At 71.3% G+C, this 20360-nt stretch carries 26 protein-coding genes; 17 read left to right on the top strand and 9 right to left on the bottom strand.

Annotated features, from left to right (window positions below; genetic code table 11):
- The coding region (locus tag VGD44_RS21565) for an ABC-F family ATP-binding cassette domain-containing protein (protein ID WP_331090441.1) at positions 1-1515 on the bottom strand (1515 nt) is incomplete at its 3' end.
- A 69-nt stretch (positions 1516-1584) separates the two neighbouring features.
- On the opposite strand from VGD44_RS21565, the gene VGD44_RS21560 reads away from it, so the two are divergent.
- Positions 1585-2049, top strand: coding sequence for a YcgN family cysteine cluster protein (locus tag VGD44_RS21560; RefSeq protein ID WP_331090442.1), 465 nt, complete (start codon positions 1585-1587; stop codon positions 2047-2049).
- On the opposite strand, the gene VGD44_RS21555 is transcribed toward VGD44_RS21560, so the two are convergent.
- On the bottom strand, positions 2046-2501 hold the full coding sequence (locus tag VGD44_RS21555; protein ID WP_331090440.1) for a DUF805 domain-containing protein: 456 nt from the start codon (positions 2499-2501) through the stop codon (positions 2046-2048). The two genes, VGD44_RS21560 and VGD44_RS21555, sit on opposite strands and share 4 nt — an antisense overlap.
- Positions 2502-2649: 148 nt before the next feature.
- On the opposite strand from VGD44_RS21555, the gene VGD44_RS21550 reads away from it, so the two are divergent.
- From VGD44_RS21550 to VGD44_RS21505, 10 genes are all read left to right on the top strand, one after another.
- Positions 2650-3603 carry a DnaJ C-terminal domain-containing protein gene (locus tag VGD44_RS21550; protein ID WP_331090439.1) on the top strand — a complete coding sequence of 318 codons (954 nt, stop codon included), beginning with the start codon at positions 2650-2652 and terminating at the stop codon, positions 3601-3603.
- Positions 3604-3808: 205 nt separating this feature from the next.
- On the top strand, positions 3809-4114 hold the full coding sequence (locus VGD44_RS21545; protein ID WP_331090438.1) for a hypothetical protein: 306 nt from the start codon (positions 3809-3811) through the stop codon (positions 4112-4114).
- A gap of 72 nt (positions 4115-4186) precedes the next feature.
- Positions 4187-4879 carry a response regulator transcription factor gene (locus tag VGD44_RS21540; protein ID WP_331090437.1) on the top strand — a complete coding sequence of 231 codons (693 nt, stop codon included), beginning with the start codon at positions 4187-4189 and terminating at the stop codon, positions 4877-4879.
- Positions 4876-6273 carry an ATP-binding protein gene (locus VGD44_RS21535; RefSeq protein WP_331090436.1) on the top strand — a complete coding sequence of 466 codons (1398 nt, stop codon included), beginning with the start codon at positions 4876-4878 and terminating at the stop codon, positions 6271-6273. Before VGD44_RS21540 ends, VGD44_RS21535 begins: the two co-directional genes overlap by 4 nt.
- Before the next feature lie 100 nt (positions 6274-6373).
- Positions 6374-7738, top strand: coding sequence for a hypothetical protein (locus VGD44_RS21530; RefSeq protein ID WP_331090435.1), 1365 nt, complete (start codon positions 6374-6376; stop codon positions 7736-7738).
- Positions 7739-7823: 85 nt separating this feature from the next.
- A complete protein-coding gene (locus VGD44_RS21525) occupies positions 7824-8294 on the top strand; it encodes a hypothetical protein (RefSeq protein WP_331090434.1) in 471 nt (156 codons plus the stop codon).
- A 279-nt stretch (positions 8295-8573) separates the two neighbouring features.
- Complete coding sequence (locus tag VGD44_RS21520) at positions 8574-8771, top strand: hypothetical protein (protein ID WP_331090433.1); 198 nt, start codon at positions 8574-8576, stop codon at positions 8769-8771.
- A 42-nt stretch (positions 8772-8813) separates the two neighbouring features.
- The gene (locus VGD44_RS21515; RefSeq protein WP_331090432.1) at positions 8814-9050 is read left to right on the top strand and encodes a hypothetical protein; all 237 of its coding nucleotides are present in this window, start codon (positions 8814-8816) and stop codon (positions 9048-9050) included.
- A 29-nt stretch (positions 9051-9079) separates the two neighbouring features.
- A complete protein-coding gene (locus VGD44_RS21510; RefSeq protein ID WP_331090431.1) occupies positions 9080-10390 on the top strand; it encodes an amidohydrolase family protein in 1311 nt (436 codons plus the stop codon).
- Positions 10387-11490: a dipeptidase gene (locus VGD44_RS21505; RefSeq protein ID WP_331090430.1), complete on the top strand. Its 1104-nt coding sequence runs from the start codon at positions 10387-10389 to the stop codon at positions 11488-11490. Before VGD44_RS21510 ends, VGD44_RS21505 begins: the two co-directional genes overlap by 4 nt.
- Before the next feature lie 23 nt (positions 11491-11513).
- Here VGD44_RS21505 and VGD44_RS21500 read toward each other — a convergent pair whose 3' ends face one another.
- Both VGD44_RS21500 and VGD44_RS21495 read right to left on the bottom strand, forming a co-directional pair.
- Positions 11514-11660, bottom strand: a complete 147-nt coding sequence (locus VGD44_RS21500) for a hypothetical protein (protein ID WP_331090429.1) — start codon at positions 11658-11660, stop codon at positions 11514-11516.
- A complete protein-coding gene (locus VGD44_RS21495; protein ID WP_331090428.1) occupies positions 11657-12085 on the bottom strand; it encodes a hypothetical protein in 429 nt (142 codons plus the stop codon). Before VGD44_RS21495 ends, VGD44_RS21500 begins: the two co-directional genes overlap by 4 nt.
- A gap of 150 nt (positions 12086-12235) precedes the next feature.
- Here VGD44_RS21495 and VGD44_RS21490 point away from each other — a divergent pair, with 150 nt between their 5' ends.
- On the top strand, positions 12236-13246 hold the full coding sequence (locus VGD44_RS21490) for a hypothetical protein (RefSeq protein ID WP_331090427.1): 1011 nt from the start codon (positions 12236-12238) through the stop codon (positions 13244-13246).
- 109 nt (positions 13247-13355) lie between these two features.
- Here VGD44_RS21490 and VGD44_RS21485 read toward each other — a convergent pair whose 3' ends face one another.
- Positions 13356-14189: a TauD/TfdA dioxygenase family protein gene (locus tag VGD44_RS21485; protein WP_331090426.1), complete on the bottom strand. Its 834-nt coding sequence runs from the start codon at positions 14187-14189 to the stop codon at positions 13356-13358.
- Between the two features lie 74 nt (positions 14190-14263).
- Here VGD44_RS21485 and VGD44_RS21480 point away from each other — a divergent pair, with 74 nt between their 5' ends.
- Positions 14264-14944 carry a Crp/Fnr family transcriptional regulator gene (locus VGD44_RS21480; protein ID WP_331090425.1) on the top strand — a complete coding sequence of 227 codons (681 nt, stop codon included), beginning with the start codon at positions 14264-14266 and terminating at the stop codon, positions 14942-14944.
- A gap of 63 nt (positions 14945-15007) precedes the next feature.
- Here VGD44_RS21480 and VGD44_RS21475 read toward each other — a convergent pair whose 3' ends face one another.
- A complete protein-coding gene (locus tag VGD44_RS21475) occupies positions 15008-15592 on the bottom strand; it encodes a PEPxxWA-CTERM sorting domain-containing protein (RefSeq protein ID WP_331090424.1) in 585 nt (194 codons plus the stop codon).
- A gap of 128 nt (positions 15593-15720) precedes the next feature.
- Here VGD44_RS21475 and VGD44_RS21470 point away from each other — a divergent pair, with 128 nt between their 5' ends.
- From VGD44_RS21470 to VGD44_RS21460, 3 genes are all read left to right on the top strand, one after another.
- Entirely contained in the window at positions 15721-16377 is a 657-nt protein-coding gene (locus VGD44_RS21470; protein WP_331090423.1) for a DsbA family protein, read from the top strand.
- Positions 16378-16458: 81 nt separating this feature from the next.
- A complete protein-coding gene (locus tag VGD44_RS21465; protein ID WP_331090422.1) occupies positions 16459-16968 on the top strand; it encodes a hypothetical protein in 510 nt (169 codons plus the stop codon).
- 117 nt (positions 16969-17085) lie between these two features.
- Positions 17086-18030 (top strand): leishmanolysin-related zinc metalloendopeptidase, encoded by a 945-nt coding sequence (locus tag VGD44_RS21460; protein ID WP_331090421.1) that lies wholly within the window; start codon positions 17086-17088, stop codon positions 18028-18030.
- A 3-nt stretch (positions 18031-18033) separates the two neighbouring features.
- On the opposite strand, the gene VGD44_RS21455 is transcribed toward VGD44_RS21460, so the two are convergent.
- Together VGD44_RS21455 and VGD44_RS21450 are read right to left on the bottom strand one after the other, a co-directional pair.
- Positions 18034-18435, bottom strand: coding sequence for a GFA family protein (locus tag VGD44_RS21455; protein WP_331090420.1), 402 nt, complete (start codon positions 18433-18435; stop codon positions 18034-18036).
- Between the two features lie 78 nt (positions 18436-18513).
- Complete coding sequence (locus VGD44_RS21450; RefSeq protein ID WP_331090419.1) at positions 18514-19311, bottom strand: enoyl-CoA hydratase/isomerase family protein; 798 nt, start codon at positions 19309-19311, stop codon at positions 18514-18516.
- Positions 19312-19481: 170 nt separating this feature from the next.
- Here VGD44_RS21450 and VGD44_RS21445 point away from each other — a divergent pair, with 170 nt between their 5' ends.
- A complete protein-coding gene (locus VGD44_RS21445; RefSeq protein WP_331090418.1) occupies positions 19482-19802 on the top strand; it encodes a hypothetical protein in 321 nt (106 codons plus the stop codon).
- Here VGD44_RS21445 and VGD44_RS21440 read toward each other — a convergent pair.
- Positions 19799-20360 (bottom strand): hypothetical protein (locus VGD44_RS21440; protein WP_331090417.1); only part of this gene is annotated, 562 nt, incomplete at its 5' end. The two genes, VGD44_RS21445 and VGD44_RS21440, sit on opposite strands and share 4 nt — an antisense overlap.

Here is a 20360-nt window from a genome sequence, read left to right as displayed (position 1 = left end):
CAGCTTCGGCGGCCCGCCGAAGAAGTCGGGGTTCTGGCTCACGAAGTCCTGCCAGCCGCCCGGTGTCTCGACCGCGCGCCCGGTTCCGTCCAGTCCGATGGTCGACGTCGCCAGCCGGTCGATGAAGTCGCGGTCGTGGCTGACCAGGATCAGCGTGCCGTCGTAGTCGGCCAGCAGGTCCTCGAGCAGGTCCAGGGTGTCCATGTCGAGGTCGTTGGTGGGCTCGTCCAGCACCATGACGTTGGCCGGGTTGGCCAGGGCGCGGGCCAGCAGCAGGCGGTTGCGCTCGCCGCCCGACAGGCTCTTCACCGGCTGGCGCAGCTGGCTGTCACGGAACAGGAAATCCTTGGCGTAGGCGTTCACGTGTTTCGGTTGGCCGCGCACCAGCACCTGGTCGCCACCCAGCGGCGTCAGCACGTCCTTCAGGGTCATCTCGGGCGACAGCGCGCCCCGCGCCTGGTCGATGTAGTTGACCGTGAGGTTGGTCCCCAGCTTCACGGTCCCGGCGTCGGGCGCCAGCTCGCCCAGCAAGAGCTTCACCAGCGTGGTCTTGCCGGCCCCGTTCGGGCCCACGATCGCAACGCGGTCGCCGCGCAGGATCCGCGTCGAGAACGTCTTCAGGATCGTCCGCTCGCCGAACGCCTTGGTGATGCCCTTGGCCTCGACCACTCGCTGGCCCGACACGCCGGAACTGGCCAGCCCCATGTTCAGCTCGCCGCGCATCTCCTTCATGCGGTCGGACATGTCCTGGCGCATGGAGATCAGCCGCCGCCTGCGGCCCTCGTTGCGCGCCCGCCGCGCCGTGACGCCGCGCGCCATCCAGTGCTGCTCGCGCTCGATGGCGCGGGCGAGCCTTCGCGCCTCCTCGGCCTCGGCCGCCTCGATCTTCTCGACCCAGGCGTCGAAGGCGCCGAAGCCTTCGTCCAGCCGCCGCACCTGCCGGTACTCGAGCCAGAAGCACTTCTGGGTCACCCGCTCGAGGAACGCCCGGTCGTGGCTGACGATCAGCGCCGCGGCGCGGCAGGCGGCGACCTCGGCCTCCAGGGTCTCGATGGCCAGGATGTCGAGGTGGTTGGTGGGCTCGTCCAGCAGGATGACGTCGGGGTCCTCGGCGAACGCCTTGGCCAGCGCCGCCCGTCGGCTCTCGCCGCCCGACAAGCCTTCCGTGGACTTCTCCGGGTCCAGCCCGAAGTCGTGCAGCGCCGCCTCGGCCCGGTGCGGCTCGGCGCCGCCCGAGATCGCGTAGTCCAGCACTGTCGCGCCGCCGATCGCCGGCTCCTGCGGCACGTAGGAGATCCGCGTGGCGGGCGTGACTGTCCGCTCGCCGTCGTCGGCCTGGATCTCGCCGGCCAGGATGCGCAGCAGCGTCGACTTGCCCGCCCCGTTGCGCCCGACCAGGCACGCGCGCGTCCGCGCCTCCAGGGCCAGGTCGACCCCGTCGAACAGCATCAGCGGGCCATCCGCCAGGCGGACACCCTTCAGGGCCAGGATCGGCGCTCTCATGGGGGCGCTCACATGGACGACTGGGTCGTGCGACGCAAGATCACGCTTCTGTCGCAAAGCCCAAAGGCCTACATCCCCGCGATGCCCGGCGAACCCTTCTGGCGGCGAAAGACCCTCGAGCAGATGACCGTCGCCGAGTGGGAGAGCCTCTGCGACGGCTGCGGCCTGTGCTGCCTGGTGCGCTTCGAGGACGAGGCGACCGACGAGGTCATTCCCACCCGCGTACACTGCAAGCTGTTCGACGCCGACCTCTGCCGCTGCTCGGACTACGCCGAGCGCCACAAGTCCGTGCCCGACTGCATCAAGCTCACGCCGCACAACATCGAGGCGCTGGAGTGGATGCCGAAGAGCTGCGCCTACCGCCGCCTGCACGAGGGCCGCGACCTGGCGGACTGGCATCCGCTGATTTCCGGCGACCCCGAGAGCGTCCACCGCGCCGGCATCTCCGTTCGCGGCCAGACCATCAGCGAAACCGCGCTGGCCGACCCGGAGGACGCCCTCGACTTCGCGGCCTGGGACCTCGTGGTGGAGCGAGGCGACGACTAGAAGGCGTCGGCGGCGACGGCCGTATCGAAGCGGTTCGGCCCGCCGCTAGGTATGCAGCCGAGGACGGTCAGGAAGCCTAGATAGGTCCCGAGGGCGACCAGGAAACCCAGCACCGAGCCGGCCTCGCCGAGGCCGAGCCTGGCCGCCCACACGGGTTCCGCCGCGGCGAGCCCTGGGACTATGAACACGAGGGGCGTGAGCTGCCACCAACCGGACCGGCCGATGTCATGCAGCCGCCGCGTGACGAGGCAGGTCGAGACCCAAGCACTCACGCCGCTGCCCAGCAGAAAGGCCACGCCCGCGTAACCTATCAGCGGCGCGTACGCCGAGGCGATTGTCCTTGCCACGGCGTCGACCAGCCATCCTGCGGCGAAGACGACGGCAAGCGCCAGCCAGTAGGGCCGACGGCTGGTGCGCCCTGCGCCCCAGAACCACCACGTCACATTGTTCATGCCCTGCCTCCCTCGATCGAACAAAAGCCGAACGCGTCAAGGTCGGCAAGATGTGACTAAATCGCCACACCCCGCCTTGCGGGCTGGAACCGTCCGCCCAATCTAGTACTCACACCGTGAGCATGGTCTTTCGAGGAGTCTGAGGAGTTTGGCGCGCGACCCCTACCAGGAGCTGGGCGTTTCCCGCACGGCCACGGCGGACGAGGTCCGCAAGGCCTTCCGCAAGCTCGCCAAGGAAAACCACCCGGACACCAACCCCGGCAACAAGGCGGCCGAGGAACGCTTCAAGAAAGTGTCAGCCGCCTTCGACATCGTGGGCGACGCCGACAAGCGCAAGAAATTCGACCGCGGCGAGATCGACGCCGACGGCCGCGAGACCATGGGCGGCTACGGCGGCGGCGGCCCCTGGGGCGGCGGCCAGGGCCCCGGTGGCTTCGGCGGCCATACCGGCGGCCGTCAAGGCGGCTTCCGAACCGACACCTTCGAGGGCGTCGACCTGGGCGACATCCTGGGCGAGATGTTCGGCGGCGCGCGCCAGGGCCGGCCGGGCGGCGCGGGCGGCGGCTTCGGCGGCTTCTCCCAGCGCGGCGCCGATACCCGCGCCCGCCTCGAGATCGACCTCGTCGACGCCATCCGCGGCGGCAAGCAGCGGATCGCCTTCTCCGACGGCCGCACCATCGACGTCACGATTCCCAAGGGCGCCCAGGACGGCCAGACCCTGCGCCTGAAAGGGCAGGGCGCGCCCGGCCGTTCGGGCCCCGGCGACGCCTTCATCGAGATCGCGCTCAAACCGCACCCGCTCTATCGTCGCGAGGAGGGCGCGCTGGTCATGGACGTGCCGATCGCCTTCTACGACGCGGTGCTGGGCGGCAAGGTGGAGGCGCCGACGCCAGACGGCCCCGTCAACATCACGGTGCCGAAGGGCGCCAACACCGGCACGCGCCTGCGCCTGAAGGGCAAGGGCCTCTCCGACGCCAAGGGTCACCGCGGCGACCTCTTCGCCCGCCTGGTCGTCGTCCTGCCCGACGCGTCCGACCCGGCCCTGGAAGCCTTCGCCGAAGAGTCCCGCGCCAAACGCCCCTACAGCCCCAAGCGCCGCTAGCGCCCCAGGCGCAGTCTTGGAACCGCGGAAAGGGCGCGGAAGAGGCCGTTGCTGCTGACCCTCCGCGTCCTTCTGCGTTTTCCGCGGTCGATTCTTGTTGGCGCTGTCGCGCCCGCCGGCGCCATCAAACAGCTAGGCTTGGCTAACGCGAGCTAATATCGGTGTTCAGCCCGGGTTCAGTCGCAACCCTCTAGCTGTGGTCGTCATGAAACGCCTCTTCGCCCTCGCTGTCCTGGCGCTGGTCGCCTGTGGACCGACGCAGGTCGCGGCCCAGTCGGGCCGCGCCGTGCTGGGCTTCGGCGAGGACCGCGGCGCGGGTCGCCAGGTTCCGCTGGCTCAGGTCGTGCGCAGTATTGCCGCGCGCCATCCTGGCCGCCATCTGAACACAACCATGGGCGAGTACGGCGGAAGGGCCGCCTACTTCGTCCAGTGGCAGATGGAGAACGGACGGGTGGTGGTCTTCGTTGTCGATGCCGAAAGCGGCCGCGAACTCGGGCGCCAGGGCGGCTGAAGCCGGCATTAACGTCCAGGGCCCCCATCCCGGGAGCGGCTGGCGGAACATGAAGGAAGAAGGGACGCGAACGTGCGCATCCTGCTTGTAGAAGACGATCCGGATCTCTCGCGTCAGCTGAAGCTGGCGCTCTCCGACGCGGGCTATGCGGTCGACCACGCGCCCGACGGCGAGGAGGCCCAGTTCCTCGGCGAGACCGAGCCCTATGACGCCATCATCCTCGACCTCGGCCTGCCCAAGGTGGACGGGGTGTCGGTGCTGGAGCGCTGGCGGCGCGAGTCCATGGCCACGCCGGTGCTGATCCTCACCGCCCGCGGCGCCTGGAGCGAAAAGGTCGCGGGCTTCGACGCCGGCGCCGACGACTACCTGACCAAGCCGTTCCACACCGAGGAGCTGCTCGCCCGCCTGCGCGCCCTGCTGCGCCGCTCGGCCGGCCATGCATCGCCCAACCTGTCGTGCGGCGGCCTGCGCCTGGACCCGCGCGCGGCCCGCGCCAGCGTCAACGGCGAGCCCCTGCGGCTCACGTCGCTGGAATACCGCCTGCTGCACTACCTGATGATGCACCAGGGCCGTGTGATCAGCCGCACCGAGCTGGTCGAGCACCTGTACGACCAGGACTTCGACCGCGATTCGAACACCATCGAGGTGTTCATCGGCCGCGTGCGCAAGAAGATCGGCTCCGACCGCATCGAGACGGTCCGCGGCCTGGGCTACCGCCTGATCTGCCCGGCCGACGAGGTCGACGTGGAGACGGCCAAGACGTGAGCCTCCTCGGGGGCCTCACTCGTCCGTCGCTTGCCCGCCGGCTGGTGATCCTGGCCTCGGGCGGCATCGTGGCCGCCCTGGCGATCGCCGCCGTCGTCCTGGCCCTGCTCTTCCAGCAGGCGGCGCTGCGCCGCTTCGACGCCAACCTCTCCGACCTGATCGACAACCTCATCGCCGGCACCACCATCGAAGAAGGCGAGGTGGTGGCCCCGGCGCTCACCGACCTTCGCGCCCTGCGCGCGCTGTCCGGCCGCTATTGGGAGATCGCCGAGGTCACCGAGGACGGCCAGGTCCGCGCGCTCGAGGGGCTCACCTCGCGCTCGCTCTACCAGTCGGTGCTCCAGGTCCCGCCCGACCTCGCCCAGCGCCTGCAGGCCGAGCCCGGCGAGCCCATCGCCTACGACGCCCCCGGACCGCAGGCCGGCGAGCGGGTCCGCGTGCTCGCCCGCTGGACCACCTTCTACGGCCTGCGCCAGCCGCTGGTGTTCCTGGCCGCCGAGGATCGCCGGCCGGTCGACCGCGAGGTCGTCAACTTCGTCACCGCCACCGCCGTCGCCTTCGGCCTGCTGGGCGTGGGCCTGATCGTGGCGGTGATCCTCCAGGTCCGCGTGGGCCTGCGCCCGCTCTTCCGGCTGCGCACCGAGGTGGCCGACGTCCGGCGCGGCAAGAGCGAGCGGCTGCAGGCGGTCTATCCGTCCGAGCTCAGGCCCTTGACCGACGAGCTGAACGCCCTCGTCGCCCACAACCAGGAGACCGTCGATCGCCAGCGCACCCACGTCGGCAACCTGGCGCACGCGCTGAAGACCCCGATCTCGGTGATGATCACCGAGGCCGGCCAGCGGCCCGGCCCGCTCGCCGAGGTGGTCACCCGCCAGGCCGAGGTCATGCGCCAGCAGGTCGACCACCACCTGCGCCGGGCCCGCGCCGCCGCCCGCAGCCAGGGGCAGGGCGAGCGCACGTCGGTCGCCGAGGTGCTGGACGAACTGGCGCGCACGCTGGAGCGCATCTTCCAGGACAAGGGCGTCACCATCGATTGGGACGCCCCGGACGACCTGTGGTTCCTCGGCGAACGGCAGGACTTCATGGAGATCGCCGGCAACGCGATGGAGAACGCCGGCAAGTTCGGCCGCCGCCGCGTGCGCGTACGCGCCGTTCCCGAGGGCGCCGAACGGATGCGGCTCACCGTCGAGGACGACGGCCCAGGGCTCACGCCGGAGCAGCGCGAGGAGGTGGTCGAGCGCGGAGCCCGCCTCGACGAGAACGCCCCGGGATCGGGCCTCGGCCTCTCCATCATCGACGAGCTGGCGCGGGCGTACCGCGGCGCGCTGACCCTCGGCGACTCGTCGCTGGGCGGCCTTTCGGTGACGGTGGACCTGCCGCGCGCCGCCGACTGAGATGGCCTGCCGCACGGAAAAAACATAGGCTTGGTAAAGCCTTAACCCCGAAGAAGGCATGTTTCCCGTCTAACGGCGTTCTGCCGGGACACGGAACCCCATGGCCGCGCTTTCCGAGCGCAAGATCGCGATCGTCCGCACCCTGGTCGAGCAGGCCCCCGACCGGGTGGTCGGCAGCCTGCGCCTGGCGCTGGCCGAGACCGGCGACGAAAGCGCGCTCGGCGGCGTGAAGCGCCTCGTCGAGGCCGAGGCCGCAGACCGCACCCTGCGCAACACGATCCTGCAGCCCATCGCGCCCATGTGCGTGGCCGGCGGCGACGATCCTGCCGAACTCACCTTCCCGGCGCGGACCCTGTCGCTGATCTGGCGGGCGCTGAAGGACACCGAGGCCGAGGCCGTCGAGAAGCTCCGCAAGGACGAGTATTTCGAGGCCCACAAGCTCACCGACGCCCAGGACCAGCTCGTGGCCGCCGCGGCCGCCGGCCTGCGCGAGCGCGCGCATCCCGACTACATCGCCGCCGCCGAGCTCGCCGACCGCGGGCGCGACGACGGCGCGAAACAGCTCATCGCGGCCCTCGAGATCGGCGCGGTCGTGCGCCATACCACCCAGCGCATGCCCGAGTGGCTCGCCCATCCCGGCGGCGACACCACCGCCGGCGCGCGCCTGGCCTACAAGGACGCCGTCGCCATCGCCGACGACGCCGGCCCGCTCTTCTTCCGCATGCTGGCCGCCCAGATGGCCCAGCCGTGGATGGTCATGCGCATCATCTCGGCGGTGATGGACAAGCCCACCGAGCGCTATCTGCGCGATTCCGAGCTGGCCGACTTCGGGGAGAAGCTGCTGGCCGACATCGACGCTTCGATCGCTGCCATCGGCGCCATGAACGCCGCGGACGGCCCGGGCATGGGCCGCATTGGCGCGCGCCTCGCCGAACTCGTCGTCCACCAGATCATGGAAATGGAGGGCTCGGTCGAGCTTCCCCGCGACCAGGGCTGGGGGCTTCGCGTGGTCAAGCAGCGCGCCAGCCTGGCCGCGGTCGTCGAGGCCCGCCTCAAGGAGGCCGAGCGCGCCGTCATCGAGGCCCTGCCGATGTTCGCCCCGCGCAACCAGCGCGTCCGCCACCAGGTCCCGCGCCTGTCGGCGCCGCCGGAAGAGCGCTGGGTGACCCACGCCACGACGCTGCTGGCGTTCTCGGAAGAGCTGCGCACCACGGCGAACTACGGCGGCTTCTCCACGGTCCGGAACAAGATGGTCGGCAAGCTGGGCGAGTACATCGACCACTACGTGGAATCCGTCGTCGACCTCTTGCACACTGACGACGTCGAGGACCGCGCCATCGCCGCCGCCTTCCTCGAGTGCGCCGCCGACTTCAGCGTTTTCCTGCGCGGCGACAAGGCCGCCGAGCTCATCCGCCGCCGCGCCCATTCCGCCCTCCACGACGCCGGCCAGCGGGCGACGGGATAGGGCGCGCCGACACCCCCGATCGGGGGAGGGCGCCGGGTTTCGTGCGGCCTAGCTTCGTCCCCGTCAGCGTTCATGGGGGCAAAACATGCGCAAGATCATCACCGTCGGCGTGGCTGTGGCCGCGCTTCTCTCCGGCTCGGCCGCGTCGGCTCAGGGCCTGCAGGTCAGCTATTCCACCGACGCGTCCATGGACTGCGCCGCCGTCGCGGCAGAGTCGGCGCGCATGGACCAGCTCGTGGCAGACGCCAACGCCAGGATCGGCAAGGCCAACGGCTCGGCCCAGGGCGCGGGCATGGCCTCCACCGTCGCGGTGGAAGGCATGCTGCGCACCGGCGTGCTGGGCCGCGTGCCCGGCGCGGGCATGTTCGCCAACCAGGCGGCCAACCTGGCCAAGCAGCGCGCCGCCCAGGTCCAGGCCGAGGCGGCCAACACGATCCAGACGGCCACCACCCGCAAGGCGGTCATGGTCGGCCTCTACTCGGGTAAGGGCTGCGACGCCCCGCCCGCCGCGGCGCCCGCCGCCGAAGTGGAAGCCACGGCGCCCACCGGCGCGTGACGCCTAAGGCGGGTCCAGGCTTGGGGCGCTCTTTTCCCGATCAGCGTCCCGGGTGGGCCACCCGTGAATACCGCGCAGTCCGGCGCCGCGGGGCGACGCCCCCATGCGAGACCTCGCGCGTCGGCTTTTCACGGGTGGCCGGACCCCGCGCCGACATCACGCACTCCTGAAAGGCGAGTTCGTCGACTCCCCGACACAACCGGCCCGCGAAGGGTGTATACTGTGAAGGTTGGGTGTGGGGGCGTGTCCGCGCATCCGTTGTCGTGAGGGAGATCGTCGATGCCCCTCTTCACCTTCTATCCGTGTCGGCGGGACGGATCGTCCACCGCCTTCGAGACGTTTGAGCAGCCCGGCGACGCCGCCGCCCTGCGTCGCGCGGAGCAGGTCCTGCGGGAGCACCCCAGCGCGGTGGAGGTCGTCGTCTGGCAGGAGGAGCGGCGCGTCGGCGCCGTCTGCCGAGTGTCCGATCACGCCTGATCCCCGCTTGCTCTTGGCCGCGGGTTCGGCCAAAGCCGTCGCATGTCGAGTAAGCCCGCCAAGGACCGGCGCACCCTGGCCGTCGCCGTCATGGCGGCGTTCAGCGCCGCCCTGGCCGTGATCTGCCTCGGGCTCGCCTGGGCGTTCACGGTCCAGCGTGAGGAAGCCGCCTGCTGGCGCGCTGCGGCCCAGTTCCAGCTCCAGCCGGAAGGCGATTGCCAGAGCTCCATGTGGGCCAAGACCGAGCCGGGCGTCGAAGCGCCGCCCGCCCGGCCGTAAGGCCTGAGAACCGACGGGAGGGGCGTGCGTTGTTGCGGAGCTTGCTGGCGGCGCTGGCCGTCCTAGCGGTCGCAGGTCCGGCCGTCGCCGAGACGGTCCTCTACCGCAACGCCACGCTGATCGACGGCACGGGCGCGCCGCCGCGGCCCGGCACGTCGGTGCTGGTGGACGGCGAGAAGATCGCCGAGGTCCGCCCCGCCGCCCAGCTCGCCGCGCCGCCCGGCGCCCGCGTCGTCGACCTCACCGGCAAGGTCCTGCTGCCCGGCCTGATCGACAGCCACGAGCACCTCGCCACGCCCCCCAACCGCCGCCGCGCCGAGGCGAGCCTGCGCCGCGACCTCTACGGCGGCGTCACCCTCGTGCGCGACATGGCCGACGACCTGCGCGCCGTGGCCGAGCTCGCCCGCGCCAGCCGCAAGGGCGAGATCCCCGCGCCCGACATCCGCTATGCCGCCCTCATGGCCGGCCCCAGCTTCTTCGCCGACCCGCGCACCATCTCCGTCTCCTACGGCTACACGCCCGGCAAGACGCCCTGGATGCAGGCCGTCGACGAGACCACCGACCTGCGCGAAGCCGTCACGCTGGCCCGCGGGACCTCGGCCTCCGCGATCAAGATCTACGCGAACCTCCCCGCTGGCCTGGTCAGGAAGATCGCCGCCGAGGCCCACCGCCAGGGGCTGCAGGTCTGGGCCCACACGGCCGTCTATCCCGCGACGCCGGCCGAGGTGGCCGCCGCTCGTCCCGACGCCATGAGCCACGCCTGCAGCCTGGGTCACGCGGTCGCCGGGACGCCCGCCTCGTACCAGTCGCGCACGCCGATGGACGCCGCGCCGTTCCTCGCCGCCGACAACCCGACCGTCGGGGCGCTCCTGCAGCAGATGAAGGCGGCCGGCATCGTGCTCGACGCCACCACCAGCATCTATGGCCAGCGCCGCCCCGGCGGCCGCCCTGGCCTCTGCTCGGGGGCCATGTCCGAAGCCCTGACCCGCCAGGCCTTCAAGGCCGGCGTCACGATCAGCGCTGGCACCGATTGGGTCGCCCCTTACGACGACCCCTGGCCCACCCTGCATAAGGAGATGGCGGCGCTCGCCAGGGCCGGCCTGCCGCTCGGCGAGGTGATCAAGGCCGCCACGCTGAACGGCGCCCGCGCCGCCGGCGCCGAAGCCGAGACGGGCTCGATCCAGGTCGGCAAGCTCGCCAACCTGATCGTGCTGGCGAAGGACCCCACCGCCGACCTCGCCAATCTCCAGACCCTGGAGCTCACCATCAAGCGCGGCCGCGAGTACCGCCGCGCCGACTTCGTCCCCCTGACGAAGGCCGACCTCCAGGAGGCCGAATGAACCGCCGCACCCTGCTCGCCCTCTCCGCCGCCGCAGCCGCTGCGCCCGCCGCCGCCGCATCAGACCCGCTGGCGAAAACCATCGTCGTCAACGCCCTCGGCGGTCTGGGCGACCCCAACTTCGACGAGCCGCCGCGCCCGGTGCTCACTCCCCGCATTCTGGCCGACGCCCGCGCCTCTGGCACGACCGCGGTCAACGTCACCATCGGCTTCGTCGCCGGGCCCATGGAGCCGTTCCAGCACTCGGTGGCCGAGGTCGCCCAGTGGATCCGCCTCATCCGCGAGCATCCCGCCGACGTCAGCCTCATCCTCACCGCCGCCGACATAGAGCGCGCCAAGCGGGAGAAGAAGATCGGCGTCATCCTGGGTTTCCAGAACTCGGCCCAGATGGGCGACGATGCCACCCGCGTCGACCTCTTCGCCGACCTGGGCGTCCGCATTATCCAGCTCACCTACAACCTCAGGAACCAGCTGGGTGACGGGTCGATCGTCCCGGAAGGCCGCGGCCTCACCGACTTCGGTCGCCAGGTGGTGGACCGCCTGAACGCCAACCGCGTGATGGTCGACCTCTCGCACTCCGGCCGCCAGATCTGCCTCGACGCCATCCAGGCCTCGAAGCAGCCGATCTCGATCAACCACACCGGCTGCCGCGCCCTCGTCGACCTGCCGCGCAACAAGACCGACGAGGAGCTGCGCCTGGTGGCCGAGAAGGGCGGCTTCGTCGGCATCTACTTCATGCCGTTCCTGAACCCGTCGGGCCACGCCACGGCGGCCGACGTGGTGGCCCACCTCGAGCACGCCATCGACGTCTGCGGCGAGGACCACGTGGGCATCGGCACCGACGGCGGCACGACGCCCATCGACGACCTCGAGGCCTACAAGGTGGCGCTCAAGAAGGAACACGAGCTGCGCAAGGCCCGCGGCGTCGCCGCGCCCGGCGAGCGGGCCGACACCCACCCGTTCGTCGACGACCTGCGCGGCCCCGACCAGTTCCGCAAGCTCGCCCGCCTGCTGGCCGCCCGGGGCCACAAGCCGGCCCGGATCGAGAAGATCCTGGGCAAGAACTTCGTCCGCTACGCCCGGGAGGTTTGGGGCGCCTGAGGGCCAGCGCCTCCGCTCCGGCCTCAGCCCTTCGGCCTCAGGTCCGGCCGCGAGGCCAGGAAGGCCGCGCGCTCGGCGGCGGTCAGCACCTTGGCCTTCTTCAGGCGGGACACCCTGGGCGTCGGCTGGGCGTAGGTGGCGGGCTTGCCGCCTCTTTGCGGGGGTCTCATCGCTTCTGGAACCGCTTGGCCTCGGCGGCCAGCCTGCCCACCCAAGCCTCGGGCGCCGTGCTCTCGGCCTGGAACGGCAGTTCGCCGGCCACGCCGCGCAGCGCCAGCCAGAGCGGCGCGCTGAAGTGGCCCAGCACCCGCAGGGGCCGGCGCTTGTCGTCGGTGACGTCCCAGCCGGCGTCCTCGAAGGCGAACACCTGGGCCGCCGCCGGCTTCGTCTCCACGTGGTCCCAGTCCGCCGGCCGTTCGATGGCCTCGGCCTCGTCGGCGGTCAGGCCGAACAGCGCCTTCGAGCACGCGTCGATCTCGGGGAACTCGGCCCGCGCCTCCGGTTCGGCGAACTCGCGCTTCATCAGAGCCTTCAGCTCCAGGTCCGCCACTCCGGGCAGGTCGATCAGGCGGCGCAGGACCGGCTTGCTATTCATCCCGCACGGCCTATCCCGGATGCGGTCCCTTGGCGAGGGCTGCCTTCCAGGCGGCGCCGGCCGTTCAAGCGCCGGTCTGCGCGTGAATCGCATCGCGCCGCCCGTGGAGTTTGCTAGCTTCCCCTCCGTTGAGGGCGGGAGATGGACTTCATGCAGACGCGACGGGCATCCGCCTTGGCCCTGGCCGTGACCCTGGCGCTGGCCGCGCCGGCGGCCGCCCAGCCGCCCCCACGCTCAGCGGACGGGCATCCGGACCTCTCGGGAAACTGGTCGAACGTGTCGCTGACCAAGCTGGAGCGGCCGTCGAACCTGAAGGGCCTGACGATGCCGGAAGCCGAGGCCAAGCGGCTGGCGGCGAACGACCCGATCCTTCGCCAGGCGCAGGCCGACCGCAATCCCAGCGACCCCAACGCCGGCCCGCTCGCGCCCGGCGGCAGCACCGGCCACGACGCCGTCTTCCTCGACAACGGCACGGCGTACGCCCAGATCAAGGGCGAGTACCGCACCTCCTGGATCGTCGAGCCGGCCGACGGGCGCATGCCGCTCACCGAACTCGGCCAGCGGCGCCGGCGCGAGGCCGCGGCGATGAGCAACCGCATGGACCCGGCGGGGCCTGAGGATCTCGCCCCCAACGACCGCTGCCTGATCGGCTCACGCAACTCGGGCGGGCCCGGGATGCTGAACAACGTCTACAACTCGAACTACCAGTTCCTGCTGACCCGCGACGCGCTCGTGGTGATCGTGGAGATGGGCTTCGGGGTGCGCACCATCCCGATCCTCAAGGACAAGGCTGCCGCCCAGGCCGCGCACGGCCCGGCCGTCCTGCATCGCTGGATGGGCGACGCGACCGCCTGGTGGGAGGGCGACACACTGGTCGTCGAGACGGTCAACGTGAACCCGGTGCAGGGCCGGTTCGGGCCGATCTTCCTCTCGGAGAAGGGCCGCGTGACCGAGCGGCTCACCCGCACCTCGGCCAAGGAGATCGCCTACGAGTTCACCGTCGAGGATCCGGATCACTATACGCAGGCCTGGAAGGCCGAGATGGTCCTGACCGCTCTCGGCGGCCAGATCTACGAATACGCCTGCCACGAGGGCAATTACGCCATGACCGGCATCCTCGGCGGCGCCCGCGCCAAGGAATCCGGCGGGTCTGCACCGTAGGAGGGCGGCGGGGAGTGGTTCTCCCACCTCCGCCCCCAACGTCTGTCATCCCGGTCTTTGGCCTGCGGCCAAAACCGGGATGACACTCGCGGTGTGGACGGTGGTTCGACTAGCTCAGCGGAACCCCGTCCAGCGTGATCCGGTGCATCAGCCGCCGATGCCCGTGGTAGTCGTTCATCGCGCAGTGCCATGTGCAGCGGTTGTCCCAGATGGCCATCGAGCCCGGCCGCCACTTGAAGCGGGTCACGAACCGCGGCTGCACCGCGTGCGCATAGAGAAACGTCAGCAGGGTCTGGCTCTCCTGCGCCGTCACGCCCAGAATCTCGCGGGTGAAGCCGGGGTTCACGTAGAGCGCCTTCTTGCCGCTGCCCGGGTGGGTGATCACCACCGGGTGTACGGCCTCGGGCGTGTCGGCGTAGCCCGCCAGCTCGGGGCGGTCGGTCTTCGCATAGCCGCCGGCCTCGCCGAAGACGTGCGCCGAGGCGTGCCGCGCCGTCAGGCCCTTGAGCGTCGCCTTCATGTCGTCGGGCAGGGCGTCGTAGGCGGCGTACATGTCGGCGAACAGGGTGTCGCCGCCGGCCGGCGGGGTCTCGATCGCCAGCAGCACCGAGCCCATGGCGGGCGCCGCGTCGTACGAATGGTCGGTGTGCCAGCCGCCGCCGATGTTCGAGGTCTGGGCCTCGGTCTTCTCCACCTTGGCGATCTCGGGCCAGCGCTCGGTCTTGGGGAAGTAGCGGTTGACCACGATCGGCCCCAGCCGGCGGGCGAAGCCGATCTGGTTCTCAGGCGTCAGCTGCTGGCCTTCCAGGAACACGACCCCGCGGTCGAACACCGCCTGGCGGATCGCGTCGACCGCCGCGTCGCTGGCCACGCGCACGTCCAGGCCGCGGATCATCGCCCCGCAGCCGGGCAGGCGTTCGATCTCGAGGACGGCGGCGCTCATGGGATCCTCCTGGTTTCCAGGAAGCGTGCCCCGGGCGCTTGGCCCGCATTGTCACAGCCGTTACATTTCCGCCCATGTCGCCCGAGGACCGCGCCCGCGCCGCCGCCATCCTGGAAGCTTCCGCCTGGCTTTCCCAGGCCGGCCGCGGCCTGGTCGAGCCGTTCCTCAAGCACGGCCGCATCGTCCGCCTCGCCGTCGGCCAGTGGGTGCAGGCCGAGGGCGACGACGAGACCGGGGTCCTCGTCGTGCTGGAGGGCGCCCTGCAGGTGCTCTGCAAGGCGCCCGGCGACCGCGAGGTGCTGATCGGCCAGCTCCGCGCCGGCGCCGCGCTCGGCCAGACCACCCGCTTCGGCGGCGGGCCGCGGCTGGTCACGGCCATCGCCGCCGAAGACGTCACCATCCTGCAGGTGTCCGACCGCGCGCTCTCGCGCATCGCCCACGACGCGCCCCACGTCTGGCAGGCGATCGCCGCGCTGCTCTACCTCCAGCTCCGCAACCTGCTCGAGTTGGTGGGCGAACTCGCCGCCCTGCCGCCGCGCGAGCGGCTGGCGCGGCGCCTCTGTCTCATGGCCGGCGGCCCCTCAGGACCCAACCTGCGCATCACCCAGGAGGCGCTGGGCGAGATGGTGGGCCTGACCCGCAAGACCGCCAACCTGCACCTCTCCGCCTTCGAACGCGACGGCCTCGTGCGCCGCGCCTACGGCGGCCTCACCGTCACCGACCTTCCCGGGCTGGCGCGGGTGGCGGGGGTGTAGTCTTCCAAAGCCCTCCTCCTCGACGGAGGAAGGAAGGCGATACTTCTGAGAACGGAGCGAACCCTACGCCGCCACAGCCTTCCGCCGCCGCAGCGCCGCGCCGGTGGCGCCGAAACCCAGGATCATCAGGGCCCAGGTCCCCGGCTCGGGGATCGGAGCGACCTCGATGAACAGCTTCAGGGCGCCCCGGGTCTGGGTGAACGCATCGGGGTCCCAGGTGATGACGAACTCGTTCTCGCCCAAGCCCATGTAGAGGTCGAGCCGCGTGTCCACGGCATCGATGGTGAAGGGGATCACCGGCGTGATCCGCGTCACCTGTTCGCCCGGATTGCCGGGCAGGTCGATCGGCGGGAAGGCCGTGTTGACCACGAAGTCGCCCAACAGCTGGAAGGTGATGCCGCCCAGGCCATCGTCGACGGCCGGGCCCTGCAGCGCCACCGTCCAGCTCACCGGTTCCTCAGGTAAGGTGGTGGGCTCGTCGCCGGCGAACACGTCGACGAACTTGTTCGTCTCGCCCACGAACTGCAGGCTCACGCCGGTGATCGGGTTCGGCCCGCCCCACTTCGGCAGGAACACCGACTTGAAGCCCGACTGGTCGAACGCGAACGTGTCCTGGAACACGACCACCGCGGCGCTCGCCGGCGCCACGGCACAACTCAGCGCCAATCCGGCGGCGACAATCGCACCCCACCTACGCAAAGCAGCCTCCCCAGATGCAGCCCGCACGCGTGACCCCGCAGCTTGCGTGCTGCGGCGATAGCGGGTCAACGGACGCTATGACGTCCCGGTTCCGCCTTTCGCTCGCCCGCCGCCCGCGCCTGGCGCTGGCGCTCGCCGTGGCGGCCGGCGCGGCGGTGTCGCTGTGGCTCCGCTGGCTGCCCGAGGAGGGGCGCAGGGTGACGCTCACGCCCGTTGTGGCCGGCGTCCTCTCCGACCCCGGCTCGCCCGCCGCCGGCGCAGGGCGGCCGCAGGTCATCGTGGTGGTCTTCACCGACTACCAGTGCCCGATCTGCAAGGCGACCGACCCGGCGCTCGACCGCCTGCTGGCGGCCGACCCCACCGTGCGCGTGATCTGGAAGGACTGGCCGATCCGCGGGCCGCAGTCCGACCTCGCCGCCCGCACGGCGCTCGCCGCCCACGCCCAGGGCCGCTACCGCGAAGTCCACGCCGCCCTGATGGCCGCCCGCGGCCCGCTCACGCCCGAGCGCATCGCCGCCATCGCGCGCACCGCCGGCGCCGACCCCGACCTCTCAGCGACCCGCGAGATCGACGCCCAGCTCAAGCGCCACGCCGCCCAGGCCTTCGGCCTCGGCCTCTCCGGCACGCCCGCCTACCTCGTCGGCCCCTACCTCCTGGAAGGCGGCCTCGACGACCGTCGCCTCCGCCACGCCGTCGAAAAGGCCCGCAGGGCCGGCCCGCCGAAGCCGAGCTAGCCGTCCGCCCGTATCGTGTTTGCCTCGCGGCCGTCGCGGGCCTATCTGCGGGGCAGCCGCGGCAACCTTCGGGGGTGCGTCATGGAACGTCTGGTCACAGGTCTCGCGATCGTCCTCCTGGCCGCCTCGACCGCGGCCGCCCAGCCGCCGCCGGCCGAGCCCTACGTCCCCGGCGAGCGCGGGCGCGAGGCGGTGGACAAGGCCGGGAAGATCGTCACCCAGCCCGGCCGCGACCTGGGCGTCTCGAAGATCGAGATCCCGCCGCTGCTGATCTCCGCCGCGGCCGATCCCTACGACCTCACCGGCCTCTCCACCTGCCAGTCCCTGTCCGACGAAGTGGCGCGGCTCTCCGAGGTGCTGGGCCCCGACATCGACAAGCCCAAGCCTGGCGAGGAGCGCCGCGGCGGCCAGATCGCCGAGGCCGGCGGCAAGGCGGTGGTCAACTCGCTGATCCCGTTCCGCGGCCTGGTGCGCGAGGTCTCGGGCGCCGCGCCCGCCCAGCGCCAGCTCAACGCCGCCATCGACGCCGGCTTCGCCCGCCGCGGTTTCCTCCGCGGCGTGTCCCGCGGGCGCAACTGCAAGGGCGACTGATCTGTCCCGTTACGCCTGCCAGGCGAATTGCGACCGATTACCGTAACTAATTTCAATTTTGTTAAACAAATCGGCGAGTTAGTCTTCAGGGGTCACGACTCTCGGAAGGGTGCGTCCATGAGCGATCGTTTCGACTTCTCGGCCTTTGCCGACGGTCCGGGCAATTCCGGCTTCGGCCAGGCCCACGGCCCGGGCATCGACCTGCGGCCGGAACTTCCCCAGTCCACGCCGGACCTGTTCGCGGTCGACCTCTCCCACCGCATCGACGTGGCCGACCTCGGCCTGCCGGCGGCCAAGGGCGGCGGCGGTGGCGGCCCGGGCGGCGGCGGGGGCGGCGGCGGTGGCACGACCTACCCCGACTACACCACCTCGGTCGCAGGCAGCGCCTACAACATCACCATCCAGTTCAAGGGCGCCTTCACCCAGGCCGCGCACGACATCTTCGTCGCCTCCGCCGACCGCCTGGCCAGCCTGGTCGTTGGCGACGTCCAGAACGTCAGCGTCATCATGAAGGGCGGCGTCCGGCTGGTGGACGACATCTTCATCGTGGCCGAGCTCAAGGCCATCGACGGCGAGGGCGGCATCCTGGGACAGGCCGGCCCCACCTCGGTCCGCACGAACGGCAGCCTGCCGGCCACCGGGACCATGCAGTTCGACAGCGCCGACGCCGCCCACTACGTCACCCTGGGCCTGTTCGACGAGATCGTGACGCACGAGATGCTGCACGTGATGGGCTTCGGCACGATCTGGGACCGGCTGGGCCTGGTCAGCGGCTCGACCTTCACCGGTTCCAACGCCGTGGCCGAGTACAACGCCCTCACGACAGGCGTCCCGGACGTCAACGGCGTCCCGCTCGAAACCGGCGGCGGGTCGGGCACGGCCCTGTCGCACTGGTCGGAGGCCGTCTTCGACGACGAGCTGATGACCGGCTACATCGACGACCCCGATCCGCTGGTCACCACCGACACCGATCCGCTCAGCCGCATGACCGTCGCCTCGCTCCAGGACCTCGGCTACCAGGTCAACTACGGCGGCCCCATCGACGGCTACGCCCTGGGTTAGCCCTCAGAGGTCCTCCGGGAACCGCGCGTGCGCCGGCAGCGTGTGCGCGGCCTCCATCCAGCCGATGCGCTCGGCCGTTTGGATCTGCTCCATGGGCGCAAAGGCGTCCGGGTCGTCGAGGGTGGCGAGCTGCACGTCCACCATCCCCGGGAACACCACGGCGTTCGTGTAGTAGAGTCCCGTCCCGCAGGCCGGGCAGAAGTGCCGCCGCCCGTGCTCGGACGAGGCGTAAGGCTTGGCCTCGCCGGCTGTGACCCGGAACTGGTCCTCGCCCATCACGGCCCACGCCACCATCGGCGCGCCCGAGCTGCGCCGGCAGTCGGTGCAGTGGCACAGGCCCACCCGTGCAGGCGCGCCGGTCACCGCGAACCGCACCGCGCCGCAATGACAACCGCCCTCAGCCATGATCCGTCCTCGTCTTTCGGGGCCGCGTCCTTGCCGGTTGCGCGCGCCGTCCGCCAGTTCTCAGTCTGAACCGCGACCCTACCGCCCCTGGAACACCGGCTTGCGCTTCTCCAGGAACGCGCGCCTGGCCTCCTGGCCGTCCTCGCTCGCAAACGCGCGGCGGATGTTCCCCACCTCGTAGCGAAGCTGCTGCTCCATGTCGTGGCTCTCGTAGCTCTTCACGATCCCGCGCTTCAGAAGCCTGAGCGTGATCGGCGACCACGCGCACAGCTCCTGGCAGTAGGCCGCCAGCCGCTCGGCGAAGCCCGCGTCGTCCACCACCTCGCCCGCCATGCCCCAGTCGACCGCCTCGGCCCCGACCAGCGTCCGGTTCTCCATCATAAACCGCATCGCCCGCTCGTAGCCCATCGCCTGCGGCAGCGTGATCGTCAGGCCCGCGTCGGGCGAGCCGCCGATCCGGGTGTAGCCGGCCATCAGCCGCGCCGACGACGCGATCAGCCGTACGTCGGTGGCCATCGCCAGGCCCAGCCCGGCGCCCACCGCCACGCCGTTGATCCCGCCCACCACCGGCTTGTCGCAGCGCTTGCGGATCGCCAGCAGGAAGTTGCCCACCCAGCCGATGTCGTCCAGCTGGGCGTTCTGGGCCGAGTAGGGCGAATAGGGCTCGGCCCCGGGCGACAGGTCCAGGCCCGCGCAGAACGCGTCGCCCGAGCCGGTGATCGCCACCACCCAGACGTTGTCGTCGGCCGCCGCGGCGTCCACCGCCTCGATCACGCCCCACGCCAGCGCTTGGCTCAGCGCGTTCTTCTTCTCCGCCCGGTTCAGCGTGATCGTGCGGACGTGGCCGGCGTCGGCGATGGTGACGAGCGCGCTCATGTTGCCCCCTTCCTGTGCATTGCAGCCGCCAGCATAGGCGCCTCCGCGCAGGCGGAAAGGCCTGGGCCTGTCGGGGCTGGCGCCGGCCCTGTAAATCTTTAATAAACCATAATTACATTAGCACTGCGTCGTCCGCGCGCCCCCGGCGCGGACCAAGAGACGGGATCGAAATGCCGTACCTCCCCCCCGCCGCGCTCTGCGCGGTCGCCGCCGCGCTGGCGCTTGCCGCCTGCCAGGGCAAGGCCCCCGCCGCCCAGGCCGACGCCATCGCCAACCCCACTGTCGCCCTCGCCGTCAGCCAGAACAACGGCCCCGCCTTCGCCGCCCCCGCCGACCCGGACGCCGCCGCGGCCGTCGCGCCGCCGTCCACCCTCGGCGAGCTGACCACGACCAAGGGCTTCAACCACACCTTCAACATCGTCCCGGCGTCCGCGCCCGCCCCGTCGGCCCCCGCCGCCGGCGGGCCCACGGCCGACGCCGGCGAGGACTAGCGCCGGTACAGCTTCGGCCGCAGCCGCCCGCGGCGGCCGTCCACCTCGCGCAGCGCCGCGTTCGCGGCCGGGATGCCGGTCGCGGCCACCCGGTCGATCACGTCGTGCCGCTCCAGCTCGAGCCGGAAGTCGCGGTAGTCGCAGGCGTCGACGAACGCCGCTCGGAAGCCCGGACACTTGCGCACCCGCGAGTAGACCACCTTGAACGACGGGGCGCCCGGCTGCGCCACCGCCTCGCTCACGGACGCCCCGTCCCACAGCGCGTCCAGGAAGCGTCCCAGCACCTCGGCCGACGCCTGCTCCTGCCCTCCGGCCCCGTTCCGCCGCCGCCCGCGCGCCTTCCGCACGGCGTCCGCATAGGCCAACCGCTGCTGCGCCAGCAACCGCCGCACCTCCGCCACCGCCTCCCCGAACTCCGGCACGACCTGCATCCACCGGAACACGGTGCAGTAGGCCGGCATCGCCGGATGCGCCGTGATCGCCTTCACCGTCTCCCCATCGGCGATCCGCTGCAGGATCAACCGCCCCATCGCCCAGGTGAAGGCGGTGTCCTTCCAC

The organism is Phenylobacterium sp., from assembly GCF_036402295.1.
Classification (GTDB): Bacteria; Pseudomonadota; Alphaproteobacteria; order Caulobacterales; family Caulobacteraceae; genus Phenylobacterium.
Note: the sequence above shows the minus strand (reverse complement) of the source record. Positions and strands in the feature narration are given on the sequence as shown.

What these genes read in the sequence shown, in the direction of transcription:
- VGD44_RS21545 (WP_331090438.1), top strand. Translation starts at nt 3,809, where the DNA reads ATGAAACGCCTCTTCGCCCTCGCTGTCCTGGCGCTGGTCGCCTGTGGA.
- VGD44_RS21500 (WP_331090429.1), bottom strand. Translation starts at nt 11,660, where the DNA reads ATGAGACCCCCGCAAAGAGGCGGCAAGCCCGCCACCTACGCCCAGCCG.
- VGD44_RS21525 (WP_331090434.1), top strand. Translation starts at nt 7,824, where the DNA reads ATGCGCAAGATCATCACCGTCGGCGTGGCTGTGGCCGCGCTTCTCTCC.
- VGD44_RS21560 (WP_331090442.1), top strand. Translation starts at nt 1,585, where the DNA reads ATGCCCGGCGAACCCTTCTGGCGGCGAAAGACCCTCGAGCAGATGACC.
- VGD44_RS21505 (WP_331090430.1), top strand. Translation starts at nt 10,387, where the DNA reads ATGAACCGCCGCACCCTGCTCGCCCTCTCCGCCGCCGCAGCCGCTGCG.
- VGD44_RS21470 (WP_331090423.1), top strand. Translation starts at nt 15,721, where the DNA reads ATGACGTCCCGGTTCCGCCTTTCGCTCGCCCGCCGCCCGCGCCTGGCG.
- VGD44_RS21555 (WP_331090440.1), bottom strand. Translation starts at nt 2,501, where the DNA reads ATGAACAATGTGACGTGGTGGTTCTGGGGCGCAGGGCGCACCAGCCGT.
- VGD44_RS21520 (WP_331090433.1), top strand. Translation starts at nt 8,574, where the DNA reads ATGCCCCTCTTCACCTTCTATCCGTGTCGGCGGGACGGATCGTCCACC.
- VGD44_RS21445 (WP_331090418.1), top strand. Translation starts at nt 19,482, where the DNA reads ATGCCGTACCTCCCCCCCGCCGCGCTCTGCGCGGTCGCCGCCGCGCTG.
- VGD44_RS21455 (WP_331090420.1), bottom strand. Translation starts at nt 18,435, where the DNA reads ATGGCTGAGGGCGGTTGTCATTGCGGCGCGGTGCGGTTCGCGGTGACC.
- VGD44_RS21460 (WP_331090421.1), top strand. Translation starts at nt 17,086, where the DNA reads ATGAGCGATCGTTTCGACTTCTCGGCCTTTGCCGACGGTCCGGGCAAT.
- VGD44_RS21515 (WP_331090432.1), top strand. Translation starts at nt 8,814, where the DNA reads ATGTCGAGTAAGCCCGCCAAGGACCGGCGCACCCTGGCCGTCGCCGTC.
- VGD44_RS21485 (WP_331090426.1), bottom strand. Translation starts at nt 14,189, where the DNA reads ATGAGCGCCGCCGTCCTCGAGATCGAACGCCTGCCCGGCTGCGGGGCG.
- VGD44_RS21480 (WP_331090425.1), top strand. Translation starts at nt 14,264, where the DNA reads ATGTCGCCCGAGGACCGCGCCCGCGCCGCCGCCATCCTGGAAGCTTCC.
- VGD44_RS21465 (WP_331090422.1), top strand. Translation starts at nt 16,459, where the DNA reads ATGGAACGTCTGGTCACAGGTCTCGCGATCGTCCTCCTGGCCGCCTCG.
- VGD44_RS21490 (WP_331090427.1), top strand. Translation starts at nt 12,236, where the DNA reads ATGCAGACGCGACGGGCATCCGCCTTGGCCCTGGCCGTGACCCTGGCG.
- VGD44_RS21495 (WP_331090428.1), bottom strand. Translation starts at nt 12,085, where the DNA reads ATGAATAGCAAGCCGGTCCTGCGCCGCCTGATCGACCTGCCCGGAGTG.
- VGD44_RS21530 (WP_331090435.1), top strand. Translation starts at nt 6,374, where the DNA reads ATGGCCGCGCTTTCCGAGCGCAAGATCGCGATCGTCCGCACCCTGGTC.
- VGD44_RS21450 (WP_331090419.1), bottom strand. Translation starts at nt 19,311, where the DNA reads ATGAGCGCGCTCGTCACCATCGCCGACGCCGGCCACGTCCGCACGATC.